Below are 18,472 nucleotides of genomic sequence, written 5' to 3'. Positions count from 1 at the left end.
AGGTATTAGTATGCAAGCAAACATAAAATGGCTTGATGACCCTGAAATTTTTAGAGTCAATCAATTGCCAGCTCATAGCGATCATCCTTTTTTTAAGAATTATCGTGAATGGCAAAATAATCACAGTAGTTTTAAGCAAAGTTTAAATGGAATGTGGCAATTCAAATTTTCTAAAGATCCCCAAAGCCGTCCCGTTGACTTCTACAAAAAGGACTTTAACACTTCATCTTTCACCACAATCCCAGTTCCTAGTGAAATTGAATTAAACAATTTTGCACAAAATCAATACATTAATACTCTTTATCCCTGGGAAGGGAAAATTTTCCGTCGTCCTGCTTACGCATTAAATAAATCTGATGCTGAAGAAGGTTCTTTCAGTGAAGGTAAAGATAACACCGTCGGTTCATACATAAAACATTTTGACCTAAATCCAGAATTAAGGGATCATGATATTCATATCGTATTCGAAGGTGCCGAACGAGCCATGTATGTTTGGTTAAACGGCCATTTCATTGGATATGCCGAAGATAGCTTTACTCCTTCGGAATTTGATTTAACCAAGTATATTAAAGAAAAAGACAATATCTTAGCTGTTGAAGTTTTTAAACACAGTACGGCTTCTTGGCTTGAAGATCAAGACATGTTCAGATTTTCTGGTCTATTTAGATCCGTTGAATTACTAGCATTTCCTGAAACACATTTAGTTGATTTGGATCTTAAACCTACTGTTTGTGACAACTATCAAGATGGTATTTTCAATGCTGAATTAAAATTTACTGGTTCACTCAATGGTCATGTTCACTTATCCGTAGAAGACGTCAACGGCTCAGCTATTTTAGAACAAGATGTCCCACTTGACTCCGAAGTTGAATTTACTAGCTCAACTTTGGAAAATATTCATTTATGGGACAATCATCATCCTTACTTGTATCAGTTATTGATTGAAGTCCATGATGAAAATGGTCACCTAGTTGAATTAATTCCTTACCAATTTGGCTTTAGACGAATTGAAATTAATCAAGACAAGGTAATTTTACTCAACGGCAAATGCCTAATTATTAACGGAGTTAATCGCCATGAATGGAATGCCAAAACTGGCCGTAGCATTACCCTGAACGATATGGAAAAAGATATCGATACTTTCAAAGAAAACAATATCAACGCTGTTAGAACTTGCCATTATCCCAACCAAATCCCATGGTATTATCTTTGCGATCAAAACGGCATTTATATGATGGCAGAAAACAACCTGGAATCTCATGGTACCTGGCAAAAGATGGGGCAAGTTGAACCATCTGATAATGTACCTGGTTCTGTTCCTGAATGGCGTGAAGCAGTAATCGATCGCGCCCGCAATAATTATGAGACTTTCAAAAATCATACATCCATCCTATTCTGGTCATTAGGAAACGAATCTTATGCCGGTAGTAATATCGTTGCAATGAACGAATTTTACAAAGAACATGATTCTTCTCGTCTAGTTCACTACGAAGGTGTCGTTCATAGACCAGAATTAAAAGATCAAATTTCTGATATTGAAAGCCATATGTATCTACCACCTAAAGAGGTCGCAGAATACTTAAGAAATAACCCACAAAAACCATTTATGGAGTGTGAATACATGCATGACATGGGTAATTCTGATGGTGGTATGGGCAGCTATATTAAATTAATTGATGAATACCCACAATATGTAGGAGGATTTATTTGGGACTTTATTGATCAAGCGCTCTTAGTCTACGATCCTATCAGTAAACAAAACGTTCTCCGTTATGGTGGCGATTTTGATGATCGTCACTCAGACTATGAATTTTCTGGTGATGGGTTAATGTTTGCAGATAGAACACCAAAGCCAGCAATGCAGGAGGTTAGATATTACTATGGCTTACACAAATAATTTACAAATCATCTATGGTGATGCCACTTTAGGAATCACTGGTAAAAACTTCCATTATCTTTTCAGCTACGAACGAGGTGGGTTAGAATCACTCAACATCAATAACAAAGAATGGTTATATCGTGTGCCGACCCCTACTTTCTGGCGAGCTACTACCGATAATGATCGAGGTAATGGCTTTAATTTAAAGGCATCTCAATGGCTCGGTGCTGATATGTTTACTAAATGCACTAAAATCGAATTAAAGGTAGATGACCGACAATTCGACGAACTTCCAATTGCTCCAATTAATAATCAATTCAGTAATCATGAATATGCTGACCATGTTCAAATTGCGTTTTGGTATCAAACTCTAACTAATCCAGCAACTGACGTTAAAATCATTTATAATATTGATAATACTGGTTGTATTAATATAGTCATGCATTATTTTGGTAAAAAAGGATTGCCACCATTACCAGTGATTGGAATGCGTTTCATCATGCCAACTGCTGCAACTGGCTTTGACTACGAAGGACTTTCGGGGGAAACTTATCCTGACCGAATGGCTGGTGCAAAAGAAGGAAAATTCCATGTTGATGGCTTACCAGTAACTAAATATTTAGTACCACAAGAAAACGGGATGCATATGCAAACTAAGGCACTCAAAATCACTCGTTCTTCTACTTTAAATAATGCTGATCAAGAAAGTGAATTTAGTCTAAAGCTTAAGCAAGATAAACAACCGTTTAATTTTAGTTGTTTACCCTACACTGCTGAAGAATTAGAAAATGCTACTCATCTCGAGGAATTACCACTTGCTCGCAGAACTGTGTTAGTTATTGCTGGAGCTGTGCGCGGCGTTGGTGGTATCGACAGCTGGGGTGCTGATGTTGAAAAGCAATATCACATTAATCCTGAAAAAGACTACGAATTTTCTTTCAATCTTAATTAAATATTTTATCAATAATAGTAAATGTTTTACTGATTTATGTGTTATAATGTAATCGATTTCAAGAAAACAAAGGAGTAAACAATGAAAGTTTTAGTTGTAGGTGGTGCGGGCTACATTGGCTCACATGCCGTTCGTGAATTAGTCAAAGAAGGTAATGATGTCGTTGTACTCGACTCTTTATACACCGGTCACAGAAAGGCTGTCGATCCTAAAGCAAAGTTTTATCAAGGCGACATCGAGGATACTTTCTTAGTATCAAAGATTTTACGTGATGAAAAAATTGACGCTGTAATGCATTTTGCAGCTTATTCATTAGTACCCGAATCAGTTAAAAAACCACTTAAATACTACGATAACAATGTTTCTGGTATGATTTCATTATTAAAAGCAATGAATGATGCAGATGTGAAATATTTAGTATTCTCAAGTTCTGCAGCTACTTACGGTATTCCTAAGAAGTTGCCAATTACTGAAGATACTCCACTTGATCCAATTAACCCATATGGTGAAACTAAGATGATGATGGAAAAGATCATGGCTTGGGCTGACAAAGCTGACGGTATTAAATATACTGCTCTTCGTTACTTCAATGTAGCTGGTGCTTCAAGCGATGGTACTATTGGTGAAGATCACGGTCCCGAAACTCACCTTATTCCAAATATTTTGAAGAGTGCCATTTCAGGTGATGGTAAGTTTACTATCTTCGGCGATGATTACAATACCAAGGATGGTACTAACGTCCGTGATTATGTTCAAGTTGAAGACTTAATTGATGCTCACATTTTAGCATTGAAGCATATGATGAAGACTAATAAATCTGACGTATTCAATTTAGGTACCGCACAAGGTTACTCTAACTTAGAAATCTTAGAAAGTGCTAAAAAAGTTACTGGTATTGATATTCCGTATACAATGGGGCCTCGCCGTGGCGGTGATCCTGATTCACTAGTTGCCGACTCAACTAAGGCAAGAACTATTTTAGGCTGGAAGCCAAAACATGAAAATGTTGATGAAGTAATCGAAACCGCTTGGAAGTGGCACAAGAGTCACCCAAAGGGCTACGAAGACAAGTAAGATCTTTTTAAATTATTTATCTATTATCCATTGCACGCTAGAAGTTCTAGCGTGTTTTTCATATGCAATCAAAAAACTCCGTTTAATAATAACGGAGTCTTTATATTATTCTTCAGTTAATAACATTGCTTGATATGGTCTTCTTGGTAAGTGGAACTTTTCATTATTTGTGATTTCACCATCAAAATCTTCAATAGTTTCATCCCACGCATTAATTAATTTAGCACTATACTTCTTGCCATCAGGTAAAAAGCTAAACAATTCAAATTCTGGTTGATTGTCGCCAAAATAAACTAACCATTTCTTTTCATCTGGTGTTGAACCAGCAGCTAATTCCCAAGTTGGACCGCTTGTTGCTTGGGGTTTAACCCAAGTAAAGCCGTTGTCTTTTAATAAATCATACAAGAAATTGATCTTCTTTTGACTTTCACCATAGAGCTTGCCACCATGAGCCCACCAAATTGGACGATCGGTATTTGGCTTATCAATGTAAGTTTCACCATGACTACAACCACCGCCACGTAAAATTACACGCCAGAAGTTATCCATCATACCATGAGCTGTATTATCACCCCAACCAAATTCGATATTTCCTTCATAACGACATTCATCATCAACAACAGGTTTTTGATATTCTTCGATCCACTTAGGAACAAGGAAGACATTATCTGATTGAACGCTTAAGTGTGTAATCCATGGTTTAGTGTGGTCATACCAATTTTTAATAGTATCTTTATGTTGTGGTGGATCATAGAAATTATGAATAGATTCAAGGTGTTGAGAAGGATCTTTTTCATGTACAAATTGACCAATTCTATCCCAATCTTTTAATGGAATTTGTCCAACCAAATCCATCAAATCATATTCATTAGCAAGTGCCCACCAGGCATTCTTGTATGATGCAAGTCTAGCAATAATATATTTTAAGTATTGCAGATTATTTTCCATTCCCATTCTAGCAAATCCCCAACGGTCATATGGACTGAAAAGAATTAAATCTGCTTCAACACCTAATTTATCCAACCGTTCAATATTATTTTCCAAGTTTTGGAAATATTCAGGAACAGGACGAGTAAAATCAAAGCCCGTATCACTTGCATCAAAGATCCAATCTGTACCACCACGTTTTACTTTTGGAGCACCTTCAAACGGATAAATTGCTGGTTCGTTAGTGTTATAGTCATAACTCTTGGGAAAGACAAGCATTCTAATCTTATTAAATTTATTTTCCTTTAAAGTTTCTAAAGTTTGTTCTTGTACTTCCTTAGGTTGAACCGTCCAAGCATAGGCAGTTGTACCAAATGGAATATATCCTGTTCCATCTGCATAGGCAAAATGAGTTTTACCTGATACTCTAACTGGACCGTGGTTATTTTCTTGAGCTGATGTAACGTTAAATTCATCGGTTATACCGTCTAACTCAGAAACATTGGAATAAGTTGTAACAGTATAATCACCTTCTACTTCAGGCATATAACGAACTTTATAAATTCCATTACCATCATAAAAGCCATCTACTGTTATAGGATGATTGTTATGATCAAATATTGCTGTTAATTGAACATCTCTAAATGGATTGCCACCTGTAGGTCCAGGTAAAGTCAATTCATATCTTTTCCATTTTTCTATTGTTTGCATATTTAATCTCCTAATATTTAATCTACTTTAGTAACTGTATTAACTTTCTTGTGAGTAACAGCCATTGCAAAGAATACAATTGTAATTACTAATAAAATTCCTGCACTTATTCTCATCTGATCCACAGGAGTAGATAAATGACATACATTACTTAAGAATGCGATGACATATGGGGATGCGAAAGCACCTAAGTTGTTACATACTTGTGCAATCGAAATAATCAAATTACTAATAGATGAATCAACATCGCTTAAAATAGTGTCATATACATATGGAATAATTAATGAACTTACAAACATTAATAACAATCCCACAAAGAAAATTGCCATATTACTTGCTTGTGAACATACTATAAATCCGAGAGCTCCACAGATAGTAGTAATTACTGGTGTGTAATTATGGAATAATTTATATATTCTACTGTATCCCATTGAAATTACAGCACCAATTAATCCTGCAACGGCTATTTCAGTAGATAATACTCCTTGGTTAGCAAGTTGGTTTTGTTGAATTACTAAAGCTGACGCTGTTGCTTCGACCATAAATGCTGAAAAGTATAGAAACAGCATGAAGAATGCAATATAAATTCTGCCAGGAATTTTAGCATGGCTTTTTTCTTTGGTATTTGCTTTAGTATCATTCTTTTCAACAGTAGTTTGCTTTTCCATTTTTCTTGTATATCCCATCATAAATAAAATTAAGAAAGGAATTACGAGAAGCATATAAAGGAATGTAGTTTGCCAATTAATCCCTAAAAGTAAACCAGAAATAAAAGTACATGCACTGTTTCCTAAAGTTCCCATTGCCCCTTGGATACCAATTAAAGTCTTTTGTTCATCACCACTGAAGCAATCACCGATAAGTGATACAGCTAATGAAGTAAACAAACCGATACCGGCACCAACTAATAATCTACTAAATACAATTAATGGAAAGTTATTGATAAAGAATGGCATTACACCACCGATAGTTGTGGCAATCATACCAATAATAACTGTGTTACGCTTACCTACCCATTTAATAACCGCATTACTAAATAAAATAAAAAGCATAATAGTAAACGATGGAATCGTAAACAAAGCTTGAATCGAAGTTACTGATTCTTTTGGAAACGATTTAGCAATCATTGGAATTGCTGCCAAGTTAGAGCCCGCAACTTGTAAGAATAAAGATATTCCTAGAATTCCAATTTTTAATTTCCAATTATGCTTATTGGATTTTTTTAGTTCTTCAACGTTCATAAGTTTTCCTCCTAACGTTTCTCGCATCTCACTTGATTTATTACATTCTCATCATAATATGTAACCGGTTACATTACAATGTAAATTTGCTTAATTAGTGCTAAACTAATAATTATCATTAATCGCTGTATAATAGTAATGTAATCCGTTACATTTATAAAGAAGGAACTAAACTTATGACTACAATTAGGGATATTGCTAAACTATCAGGAGTATCTGTAGCAACCGTATCTAGAATTATTAACCATTCCGGTAAAGTAAGTGAGACTACGAAACAGAAAGTAGAAAAGATAATTTCTCAAACGCACTATCAGCCAAATCAAGTTGCTAGAACTCTCTACCAGAAAAAATCTAAAATGATTGGTATTATTATTCCTGATCTAAACAATAGATTTTATGCTCAAATAATTGATGGGATTCAAGAAGTTATTCAAAAAGAGGGCTACACTGCACTTATTTCATTTAGTACTAATTCTGATGTAAAAAAATATCAGAATGCTATCATCAATTTTGAAAATAATAATGTAGATGGCATTATTACTTCTGCTTTCACTATTCCACCCAATTTTCATTTAAATACTCCATTAGTTATGTATGATAGTGCAAACATTAATGACGATATTGTGCGTATTGTGTCAAATAACACCAAAGGTGGAAAAGAAAGTATTAAATTATTAAGCAAGAAAATTGAGAAGGTACTTATTCAACATTGGCCATTATCCTTACCTACTATTCGTGAACGTATAGAAGCAATGACAGCAGAAGCTTCTAAATTAAAAATTGACTATTTACTTGAAGAAACACCAGAAAATAATCCCTATATTTCTGCTCAAAGTGCATTAAATAAGTCTAACCAGTTCGATGCTATTATTACTGTTAATGATCTATACGCTGCTGAAATAATAAAAGAAGCCAAAAGACGGAATCTAAAAATACCTGATGATTTTCAGTTAGTAGGCTATGACAACAATATTTTATGTGGATATACATCCCCTACTATTTCTACAATTGATCAAAACCCTAAATTAATCGGTCAAACTGCTGCACATAGATTGCTAGATTTAATGTCTGGTAATAACTCAACCAGGAATAGTATTATTGATGTTTTGCCGATTAAAAGAGATTCAACTTTATAAAAATTGTTTTATGTAATATATCAACAAGCTGATTTTTTTCTTCCTGTGAAATTTCTTCGAAATCAAGCAATTCATCTATTTTTTTATTAATAAATATACTTCTGGTATTTCCCATTCTTTTTACTTTCTGCAAGATCTTTTCATCAATTTGATCAATTCTTTTCACAAGATCGTTATTATCTAAAATATCAACAAGCTTACTATTTAAATCATAATAATTTAAGTAGCTCTTAGTTGGAATATAACTAATATCGTATTTCCCATATTCTAATTTAACAATACCTATCTTTTCTTTTCCGTTAATCAAATATTTAGCAGATCTAGGCAACTTAACCTTCATTTTCACTCCAAATGGTATGACTAAATTCATTCTTATCAAATGCTTTTCATTGGTCTCCAAATGATATTCCACTTTAATCTTCCCATATGTTGAATCAAACTCTGAATATATATCTTTTAATCGACAATCAAATTTAGGTGCAAAGTAAATTTCTTTAAATCCAGCATCAAATTGATTTAAACCTACTACACATTGATACATCCACATCATCACAGCGCCAAAACTATAATGATTTAATGAATTCATCCCTTCAGGATTCATCTTACCATCAGGTAATACCGAATTCCAACGTTCCCATATTGTGGTTGCTCCCATATTTACTTCATAAAGCCAACTTGGGCAATCTTCTTGCATAAAAATATCCATAGCCAAATGATGCTGATTATTATTTGATAATACCGACAATAAAAATGGTGTCCCAACAAATCCAGTCTGTAAATGCTTATTGTCATCTTTTACTTTTTTCACTAAATCAGCTACAACCTGTGACTTTTGATAATCATGCACTAATCCGAAATGTAACGCTGAAACCAATGCTGTCTGAGTATCAATGGCTATCCTACCTTTTTCAGTAACAAATTCATTTAAAATATTTGTCTTTATATTTCTAGCCAAATTTTCATAATAGTCTGACTCCATATCGTAATGAAGCAATCTAGCTGCTTTAGATACTATGCTTGCAGAAACAAAATAATAAATAGATGCAATATAATCTTCGTTAGTTTTGCCCTGAGGATTAGCCCCATTATCCAAGGAAAGCCAATCTCCTAATTGCATTTGTCCAATCCATAAGTATTTGGTTTTAGTATTTTGGGTAATCCAATCAACCCAATTTTTCATTTGAGAATAATTTTGCTTCAAAACTCCTAAATCGTCAAAAAATCGATAAGTAACCCAAGGAATGATGGTAGCAGCATCACTCCAAATTGCCATTCCAGTACTTTTTTGTTTTAAACTAGGTACAATAATAGGAAGCATTCCTTTGTTATCTTCTTGTTCAACAAGCATATCTTTAGCATACTTCTTGTAAAACTCATAAGTATTCATATTGAAACTGGCAGTTGGTGCAAATATTTCAGCGTCTCCTGTCCACCCCAGCCGCTCATCCCTTTGCGGACAATCAGTTGGCACATCCATGAAATTACTTTTTTGTCCCCAAATTACATTCTTAAAAAGACGATTTACTTTATCATTATTAGTTTTAATAAATCCAGTTTGTTTTAGATCAGAATATAATACCCACGATTCAAAATCATCCTTATTCACATCAGTTACTCCAGAGATTTTTACATACCTAAATCCAAAATACGTAAAATGTGGTCGTATTAATTTTTCTTCACCATCTGAAATATAAGTAAATGCTGCACGAGCTAACCTAAGATTTTTGTTATAAAAATTACCATCTTGTAGTATTTCCCCCATTTGTAACGTAATTTTCTTTCCACGTGCAAGTCGGTTAATAAATACAGGCCATCCAGCATGATTTTGGCCAAAATCTAATACTATTTCATTCTTAGGAGTATGAATGATTTCTTTAACCTTCAATACCTCTTTTTTCATTATTGGTAAACTTAAGCGATCTCTAACAATACTAGTAGATTTATTAAGAATGACTACCGATGACCAGTCTAAAATATCTTTTGTATCATCAATATCCTCACCATAATAAATTGATGATTTAATTATTTTTCCTTCAGTTGTTAACCAACTTGAATCTGTACTAATGACTTGTTCACTATTATCAGTATACGTAACATGAAGTTCTGCTAAAATTGATTTTTTATCACCATAGATATTAGTTTGGCCGCCATCAAAGCCTAGATTTCCTTTATACCAACCATCTCCAACAGAAAATACCAATTCATTATTACTATTTTTTGTTACTAATTTTGTAACATCATAAGTTTGCAATTGTACGATTTTGTCATAATTAGTAAAACCAGGCGCCAAGAATTCATTTCCAACTTTTACTCCATTTAAATCAACTTCATACACCCCTAATGTGGTTGAATATAATCTTGCACTTTTTATCTGCTTATTTGCTAACTCAAAATCTTTTTTAAATAATGTATTTTCTACGTCTTTTTTATTGGTTATCCACTTTCCATAAAACTTTTCATCCATTTTCCCTGTTTCAAACCAAGTATTACTAGACGTAACTTCGTTATCATTTCTTACTCCGATTTTTACCCAATACTTAGTACGAGGCTCTAACTCCATGTTTATTTTAAAAGCGTTATTCTCGTATAATTCATCAGGCTCAAAATAAATCGGCTGTTCAGATTCAACTTTACCGACAGATATATTCTTATAAACGTTTCCTATTATATTTTCCATCTCTGTCAATTCAAAAGTAATCCTTAAATTACTCAAATCAAAGCCTAGAGGATGTTCCATTTGGTTAACTAAAATATTTGTAATTTTCATAAACTCACCTATTTACGTTCACTATATCTTACAAGCTGAACATTATTTTTTATAATACAGTTTTTAGCCTCTTGACTCATCCATGCAGCAGCTTCTTTTACTCTCGGAATAATGAGACTAGAATGATCTATCATATACTTATCAATATATCCAGCATGAGAAATAATCATTGGAATAACATCGCCATCACTTTCAGAAACTACCTTTGCTAATAAATCCAAAGGATTATAATTTTCATCAATTTGATTATTCTTATATCCTCCTAATACTGGATGAAACTTTGTTTCTTTCTTAAATAGAACTATCTTTTTTATAGGAAAATCTAAAAAAGGAACATGATATTTTTGTGCCATGAAGTGGGCCGTAAAAGTTAGACACTTTTACGGCTTTTACTATGTCCAAATTAAACAAAAAACAAAGACTTAAAATTTATAATGATTGGAGAAATGGAAATAAATCCTTATCTGTAATCGCTTCTGAAATAAAATTAAATCGTTCTACCCTACAATATATGGTTAATTTAATAGATCGTCATGGGATCGAAATCTATGATAAATCTAAGGAATTGTTTACCAAAGAATTTAAGGAAAAAGCCATTGTTAGATCATTAACTGGTAATAATTCAATTAATCAGTTGTCTTTAGATCTGGGACTAAGAAGCAACGGTATCTTGTATAATTGGATTCGCGAATATAAGAAAAATGGGTATAATGTCGTTATCAAGAAGAAAGGACGGCATTCCGTTCATGAGTCAGAAGAAGCAATCCCAAACATCGCGCAAAGATTTAGAGAAGCAGATCCAGCAACTCAAAGAAGAAAACTTGAAATTGCGTATCGTCAATGCCTACGTAAAAAAACTAAACGCCTTGGATCAGAAACATCACAAGAAATAGCTCAGGCAGTCACTGAACTAAGGCAAGAATTCAAGGTTAGCTTGGACTATATATTTACAGTCTTGGCTCAAAATAAAGATCTGCCTTTAATAGCTCGCAGTACTTACTACAACATTATCAAGCCTAAAGATAAGCCTAAGAGAAAGAAACCAGGTTTCTTATCCAGAATGAAAGAAATCTTCGATTATCATCAAAGACGTTATGGCTATCGTCGTGTAGCTATGCAATTGCGAAAAGAAGGCTATGCCGTTACAGATCGAGCAGTTCGATACTGGATGCACAAACTTAAGCTCAAAGGTCGAAGACGCAACAAGCGTAAGTATTCCAGTTATAAAGGTACGATTGGTAAGATAGCTCCAAATCTGATTCATCGAGGCTTCTTTGCCATACGACCAAATATGAAGTGGTATACAGACATCACTGAATTTCACTTAAATGGTCAGAAACTTTACTTATCGCCAATTCTTGACGGCTGTGGTGGTGATATAGTTTCTTATTCAATCTCACGTCATCCGGATATGAATTTAGTTATGTCCATGCTCAATAAGGCTTTTGCCAAGCATAAGGCACTTAATGCCTGTATTTTTCACACAGATCAGGGCTGTCAATATCAGAGCAGAGTTTATCAGCGAGCCTTAAAGCTTCATGGCATCACGCAAAGCATGTCTCGTAAAGGTAATTCCATGGATGATGGTCTAATGGAAAACTTCTTTGGCCTGCTCAAAACAGAAATGTTCTATGATCAGGAGTACAAGTATCACAATCTTGAAGAATTAACACAAGCAATCGAAGAATATATCAAATACTATAACAACGAAAGGATAAAGAGCAGACTAAAAGGCTTAACCCCGATTGAATATCGAGATCAAGCCTTAGTCAGCTAGAACAAATATTTGTCTAATTTTTACGTCTCAGTACACCACAATCCTTAGTCCTTTTTCGAAATTATCACTCATTACTGCGTGTCCTTCAAAATAGTCTGGCTTTCTACCAACTAATTCAATAAATTTTTTATATTGTGCTTCAATTTCAGCAACTACATCATTTAAAGCGATAATATCTTTTTTACCGTCAACATAATTTTTACGATATTCCTTTGAACTTCTAAAATTACCATTGTCACCTACTAACGAAGGTACCTCATTAGAAGACAAAATAGGAGCTCCATTTGAAATATTAGTATGTAAGCCGAAATCAATATTTTCATTTTTCAATAAATCTAAACCCATTTGTGTTTCAGGCATATTCACCATAACACCTACATTATTGATAATTCCTTGATGAACTGAATCATATATCCCATAATTCACACTTCTAGCATATCCTAGATCATCTGCTCTAATAAGTAATCTTTTCATAATTTAAATTCCACCTTTTAAGACAAAAGACCTGACTGCAACATCAGGTCTTTTATCTAAAATAAGTTAATTAATTTATTTTCCGTTAACCATCCTAAGTATAATCGCTTCCAACTTGAAGCCTGTTTATTACTCTGGCTACGGTCTTTTTTACTATCAGTTCTAAGATCAGCTAATGCCAAACCATGTTTACCTTTTTGGAAAATATGAAGCTCAAAAGGTACCATTTTTTCTTCAAGTTGACTAGCAAATCTTAATGCACTAGCTACTGGAACGTATGGATCTTCCATAGTATGCCAAATAAAAGTAGGTGGCACATCTTTAGTTACCTTATCAATCATATTAACCATTTGTATTCTCTCTAATGATTGATCTGTTCCTAAAGTAGCATAATCAATTAATTTATGACCTCCGAAACTCTTAGTTTGCTTATAATGGTCTTTTTCTACTTCTTTTGCCATATGTGGCGCACCATATGCTAAGCAAATTGAATTTGGTTGATAACTTTTTCTAGACTTATTAACCAATTTTTCAAGCCAGTCTGTATTCCAATACACACCTAATTGTGCTGTTAAATTACCACCAGCAGAAAACCCTATAACATTTATACTTTCAGAATCCAGAGACCAATCTTCCACATGTTCTCTTACATAAGCTATAGTCTTAGACAAATCGACTAATGGATTTGGAAAAGCAGAGACCGGTTCTTTCGAATAATCTTGATTTTCCTTATAAAAATCCAATCCCTCAGTAGCGTATTCTGCGACAACACATGAAAATCCTTTACTCAAGAATTCTAATGCAATCGGTTCCTCTTCTCTCCATGAAGTCCACATATATGCACCTCCAGGAACTATAATTAGGACTGGAGATTTACGATTAATATCTATTTCTTTATTAGGTTCTTGAAGATAAAATGTTGCCTTTGCACCATTTTCTCCAATTTCTTTCTTAAAATATTTCATCTTTACGCCTTTGCAATAGAAGAATCCTGTACATTTACGTCTTGTTCAACAGTTGCCATTAATAATTGGTCACCGAAGTTTACTTTATCACCATTCTTCTTTTCACTAATAACATCATCAAAATTATTAGAATTAGTGACTACAATAGGAACAACTGTATCATACCCTGCTTCTTGAATGGCCTGAACATCAAATTTTTCAATCAGATCGCCCTTTTTAATTTCTTGACCATCTTTAACCATAGAATCAAAGTATTTTCCTTGTAAGTTGACTGTATCTATACCTAAGTGGATTAACAATTCAACACCATTTTCTGATTTCAAACCTATTGCGTGTTTTGTTGGAAATACTGAAATAACTTTTCCATCAAACGGAGCGCGAACTTCATTATTAGTTGGCTTTACGGCTATACCTTTACCAATGGTACCAGCTGAAAATACCGGGTCTTTAACATCTTTTAATTCAACTACAGTTCCTTCAAGTGGTGAATAAATTGCTTGATCTTTAAATTCAGCTTTCTTTACTTGCACCTTAGCCTTAGGGGCGGATGGTACTACTGTATCTCCAAAAATCATTGTAAGTACAAAACTTACTACTATAGCAACAAGCAATGAAATTAAAAATCCATAGAATTGCATATTAATACCCTTAGGATTAATAAATGCTGGGATGCCAAAGATACCACCACCTGGCATTGTGTACATACCTGCATGACATGCAGCAGCAATTGCACCACCAAATGCTGAACCAACTGAAGCAAATGCGAAAGCTTTCTTATGAGGTAAAGTAACACCATAAATAATAGGTTCTGTAATTCCGACTAATCCTGAAATAGCTGCAGGAATAGCGATTTCCTTAAAATTCTTATCTTTTGCTTTAAGTCCCATTGCAAAACATGCACCAACTTGACCAAATAAAGTACAGTACATAATACCGTTAATAGGATCAAAGTGATTGGTCATTAAGTTATTCATTAATACTGGAATAAATGCCCAGTGCAATCCTAAGATAACAGCACCTTGCCAAATACCACCAATAATAAAACCAGCAGCTACAGGTAAAATACCATAAATCCAAAGACTAGCTTCAGACAACCATTGGCTCAAAGTTTGCATAATTGGTCCAATAATAATGTAAGCTAATGGCACTACAATCATCAAATCAAGTAAAGGTACAAATAAATTCCTTACAGAACTAGGTATTATTTTCTTTGTCCCTTTTTCTAGCCATGACATACCCCAAATTGCAATAACAATTGGTAACATTGTTTGGCTATAATTCATTAAGTTTACTGGAATTCCCAAAAATGTGATTGCTTTATGTGCAGTAGCAGCTGCAACCATGCTTGGGTAAACAAGAGCACCACCAGTAACAGCACCTACAAAAGGATTTATTTTAAAAGTCTTTCCTGCTGTAAATCCTAATAAGATAGGTAAAAAGTAAAATAAAGCATCGGCGGCAGCATTAAGAATCATGTAAGTGCCAGTCCCCTGTTTTACCCATCCTAAAACTCCGAATAAAACTAACAGACCTTTTAACATACCAGCGCCTGTCATGACGCCAAGTAATGGCATAAACAATGAAGAAATTAAAGCAACTAATCTACTAAAAATATTGCCTTCTTTTTCATCATCTTGTGTAACTTCTTGTTCTGAACTTAATCCTAGAAGTGGCATTACTTGATCATAAATATCTGTAACATTATTACCAATGATCACTTGATACTGGCCACCAGCATGAGCCACTCCCATTACACCATGAAGGTTTTTAATCGCTTCATCATCCGCTTTACTTTCATCTTTCAACTTAAAACGTAGACGCGTTACGCAGTGAATTAAGCTATTGACGTTTTCTTTTCCCCCAACTAACTTAACAATTTGCTCAGCCAGTTGCTTGTCTTTATCACTTGACTTGGACATTTTTATATTCCCTTTCTTAGCTTTACTAAAATCTTTATCTTCATTTATACATTTCATTAACGCTTTATAATATTTGTTTACATCACTACCTATTAATATTTGCAACTGATTATTTTCAAATTTAAAATCATAAATATTAGAATTCTTTTGAAGAATAGTTTTATTTAATTGGGTTGAATCTTTTAAATAAAATCTAAGTCTAGCTACACAATGAAAAACTTCTTCTATATTGTCTTTTCCTCCAACAGCAGTAATAATATCTTGAACTGTTTCATCATAACTATTCATTGTAGTCACCTGTTGATACATTTATTCGATGAATATGTATAGTAAGAAACATCACTTCATCTTCTGACACTTCATAATTAAAATCATGTAATACAATACCTGCAATTCTTTGAGCAATAATGTATTCTTTGTGATAACTATGGATAACCATGTCATATAAATCTTTATCTGCTTTAAACTTTTGGCTCTGCTGTTTTTTAATACGCTGAATAAAGAATTTAAGATGTGTAATTAAACGATAATATGATACTGAATTAGAGTTTATGTTCTTTCCTAACATTTCACTTATTATCTTTAAGAAACGATTTATCAATTCAATCGTTCCCTCAGTATTTTCCAAAGAATCTCCTTCTTCAGCGGTAATTAAGTGCATTGCAATATTTGTCGCTTCATCATCAGGAAAATCTAATCCCGTTTTTTCTGATAGATACTTTAAAACACGTTTCCCTAACTGAAATTCATCTGGATATGTTTGCATTGTCTCGACAGTTAATTTATTTTGAATCAAAATGCCATTCTTAACTCTCTCAACAGCAAACTGTAAATGATCAGGTAAAGATACATAAATATCATCTGATAATTTTTTACCTGAACTTGTGATAGCTTCTGAAATAATACGATCGGACAACTCAATATATTTAGGATCAATCTGTGATAAAGTTTCACTAATTGAATTTGTTGCATCTTCATCCTTGGGATAAAAAATCTTTTCTATTTTATCTTTTGGGATAATATGCCCTGCTTTTTGTTGAAAAGCAATACCACTGCCTAATGCAACCAAAGTTCGATTAAGTTCATCTTTTGCAACGACAGCATTGTTGTTGAGTACTCTTTTTATTACGATCATGATCTTCATACCTTTCAACAAAAAAATAGCAAGACCTAATAAGCTTAAAAATAACTTATTTATGGTCTTGCCAACCTAATGTAACAATCCGATTTCTTATTTCATATTTTAGTATAGCAAATATGTAAGCGATTGCAATAATAAAAAGTGAATTACTAAATTAGTTTAGTCTAATTTAGTAATTATAATTTTACTTTCCTACAATTACTAATTCGTCTTCAATAACAGATGACATTTGTAAAACATTATTTTCAACTTTACCTTGAATAATTCGACGCTTATCAAGATCCATTATCTTACATTCATTAACCTTAATTCCTAAATCATCAAAATTAATAATTCCTGAAGTTGGTAAATAAATAAAAATATACTTATCATTTTGAGCAGCTCTAATTTCTGGATTATCTTTAACTGGATCATTAATTGGATTTAATCCATTAGAAGCATACTCACTGATAAAATCTTTAATAAATCCCACATCTTTTGCACCACGGAAAGTCAAACAATCTCGCCAATCATATGGTACTAACTGTACATTAAAGTTAGAATCTAACTTTTCTTCAGGACGTACAGTATCTTTCCATGGCCAAATACCAAAACTGCCATATCCTAATCCGGCATCTGCACCAGAAAGTACTGCACGCCAAGCAGCCCTTCTAACATCAAAAGCACTATATCGTTCAGCAGTCGGAGCCTTCATTTTAGTTAGTCCTTCATAACAAAGTTCTGCATCAATGATTGGGCCTCCATAGTTATCTTTACGCATTTTTTGTGGGATTGTATATGCTGTAGATTGACCAGTATATCCATGGCCTGATTGATAGAAAAAGAAATCTGTCTTCTTGAATAATTCATCTGGAACTTCAGTTGATTCACCATTGATATGAAAAGTATATAAATCTTCTGGATCAATCTCTTGGGCAGTTTTAATTACTTCACGATAGTATTTAATCGCAGGATCTTTCTTTTGTCCTTTCATATCTGTAAAACCAACATCCCCACTAACAATCCAAATCGGATTAAATCTCTTAAATTTATTCACTACATAAGTAACATATGATTTGATTTGTTCAAAAGGCATAATATTATTCTTAATAAATCTACTCATCCATGTATTTGGAACAAAATTACCCCATAAAAGAACTAAAGCCGGAACCATATCTCTTTTTTGCATTTCTTCCAACATCTTAACTGCATTGTCAAAGTATGATTCATTAATTTTATTAAAATCATATTCATAAGTACCATCTTCATGATTAGTAATAGCAAACGGCTCTCTGATTGGTAAGCTTGAATCCCATTGACGCAAAACATTGATTTGAATCGTGTTAAAACCTGCAGCTTTACGCGAATCAAGATAATAGCGCCAATCCGGCATATCAATACTACCGAAAGCACCCCAACATGTATCTGCTAAATAAAAGAATCTTTTTCCATCTTTATATAAATATTTATCTTTAGTTGTGAGCATTATTTTCCTCCTAAAAAACAAGGCCAAATAAGCCATAATACTTG

Annotated in this window: 14 protein-coding genes; 5 read left to right on the top strand and 9 right to left on the bottom strand. The window is 33.5% G+C overall.

Going from position 1 to position 18,472, the window contains the following annotated elements:
* Positions 1-10: 10 nt before the first annotated feature.
* The 3 genes from SO785_RS01595 (at position 11) to galE (ending at position 3,905) form a co-directional block, all read left to right on the top strand.
* Positions 11-1,897 carry a glycoside hydrolase family 2 TIM barrel-domain containing protein gene (locus tag SO785_RS01595; RefSeq protein ID WP_003548184.1) on the top strand — a complete coding sequence of 629 codons (1,887 nt, stop codon included), beginning with the start codon at positions 11-13 and terminating at the stop codon, positions 1,895-1,897.
* On the top strand, positions 1,881-2,831 hold the full coding sequence (locus SO785_RS01590; RefSeq protein WP_011254473.1) for a beta-galactosidase small subunit: 951 nt from the start codon (positions 1,881-1,883) through the stop codon (positions 2,829-2,831). The genes SO785_RS01595 and SO785_RS01590 overlap by 17 nt, the downstream gene beginning before the upstream one ends.
* 81 nt (positions 2,832-2,912) lie before the next feature.
* Positions 2,913-3,905, top strand: coding sequence for a UDP-glucose 4-epimerase GalE (galE, locus tag SO785_RS01585; protein ID WP_003548187.1), 993 nt, complete (start codon positions 2,913-2,915; stop codon positions 3,903-3,905).
* 105 nt (positions 3,906-4,010) lie between these two features.
* Here the strand turns inward: galE and SO785_RS01580 are convergent, their stop codons facing one another.
* Entirely contained in the window at positions 4,011-5,543 is a 1,533-nt protein-coding gene (locus SO785_RS01580; protein WP_003548190.1) for a DUF5060 domain-containing protein, read from the bottom strand.
* 17 nt (positions 5,544-5,560) lie between these two features.
* Complete coding sequence (locus tag SO785_RS01575) at positions 5,561-6,784, bottom strand: MFS transporter (protein WP_011254474.1); 1,224 nt, start codon at positions 6,782-6,784, stop codon at positions 5,561-5,563.
* A 176-nt stretch (positions 6,785-6,960) separates the two neighbouring features.
* On the opposite strand from SO785_RS01575, the gene SO785_RS01570 reads away from it, so the two are divergent.
* Positions 6,961-7,920 carry a LacI family DNA-binding transcriptional regulator gene (locus SO785_RS01570; protein ID WP_003548202.1) on the top strand — a complete coding sequence of 320 codons (960 nt, stop codon included), beginning with the start codon at positions 6,961-6,963 and terminating at the stop codon, positions 7,918-7,920.
* On the opposite strand, the gene SO785_RS01565 is transcribed toward SO785_RS01570, so the two are convergent.
* Together SO785_RS01565 and SO785_RS01560 are read right to left on the bottom strand one after the other, a co-directional pair.
* Positions 7,898-10,687 (bottom strand): glycoside hydrolase family 78 protein, encoded by a 2,790-nt coding sequence (locus SO785_RS01565; protein WP_021874125.1) that lies wholly within the window; start codon positions 10,685-10,687, stop codon positions 7,898-7,900. The genes SO785_RS01570 and SO785_RS01565 overlap by 23 nt on opposite strands.
* Positions 10,688-10,695: 8 nt before the next feature.
* On the bottom strand, positions 10,696-11,040 hold the full coding sequence (locus SO785_RS01560) for a polysaccharide deacetylase family protein (protein ID WP_021874126.1): 345 nt from the start codon (positions 11,038-11,040) through the stop codon (positions 10,696-10,698).
* Positions 11,041-11,081: 41 nt separating this feature from the next.
* Here SO785_RS01560 and SO785_RS01555 point away from each other — a divergent pair, with 41 nt between their 5' ends.
* Positions 11,082-12,464 carry an IS3 family transposase gene (locus tag SO785_RS01555; protein WP_003550148.1) on the top strand — a complete coding sequence of 461 codons (1,383 nt, stop codon included), beginning with the start codon at positions 11,082-11,084 and terminating at the stop codon, positions 12,462-12,464.
* 27 nt (positions 12,465-12,491) lie between these two features.
* Here the strand turns inward: SO785_RS01555 and SO785_RS01550 are convergent, their stop codons facing one another.
* The 5 genes from SO785_RS01550 to SO785_RS01530 form a co-directional block, all read right to left on the bottom strand.
* Positions 12,492-12,938: a ChbG/HpnK family deacetylase gene (locus tag SO785_RS01550; protein ID WP_011254476.1), complete on the bottom strand. Its 447-nt coding sequence runs from the start codon at positions 12,936-12,938 to the stop codon at positions 12,492-12,494.
* 56 nt (positions 12,939-12,994) lie between these two features.
* On the bottom strand, positions 12,995-13,903 hold the full coding sequence (locus SO785_RS01545; RefSeq protein WP_003548210.1) for an alpha/beta hydrolase: 909 nt from the start codon (positions 13,901-13,903) through the stop codon (positions 12,995-12,997).
* Between the two features lie 2 nt (positions 13,904-13,905).
* The gene (locus SO785_RS01540) at positions 13,906-16,110 is read right to left on the bottom strand and encodes a beta-glucoside-specific PTS transporter subunit IIABC (RefSeq protein ID WP_003548211.1); all 2,205 of its coding nucleotides are present in this window, start codon (positions 16,108-16,110) and stop codon (positions 13,906-13,908) included.
* Positions 16,103-16,957, bottom strand: coding sequence for a PRD domain-containing protein (locus SO785_RS01535; protein WP_011254477.1), 855 nt, complete (start codon positions 16,955-16,957; stop codon positions 16,103-16,105). Before SO785_RS01535 ends, SO785_RS01540 begins: the two co-directional genes overlap by 8 nt.
* A 190-nt stretch (positions 16,958-17,147) precedes the next feature.
* Complete coding sequence (locus SO785_RS01530) at positions 17,148-18,428, bottom strand: apiosidase-like domain-containing protein (RefSeq protein ID WP_011254478.1); 1,281 nt, start codon at positions 18,426-18,428, stop codon at positions 17,148-17,150.
* Positions 18,429-18,472: the final 44 nt, after the last annotated feature.

The organism is Lactobacillus acidophilus, from assembly GCF_034298135.1.
GTDB classification, from domain to species: domain Bacteria; phylum Bacillota; class Bacilli; order Lactobacillales; family Lactobacillaceae; genus Lactobacillus; species Lactobacillus acidophilus.
This window is presented reverse-complemented; position numbering and strand designations above follow the sequence as displayed.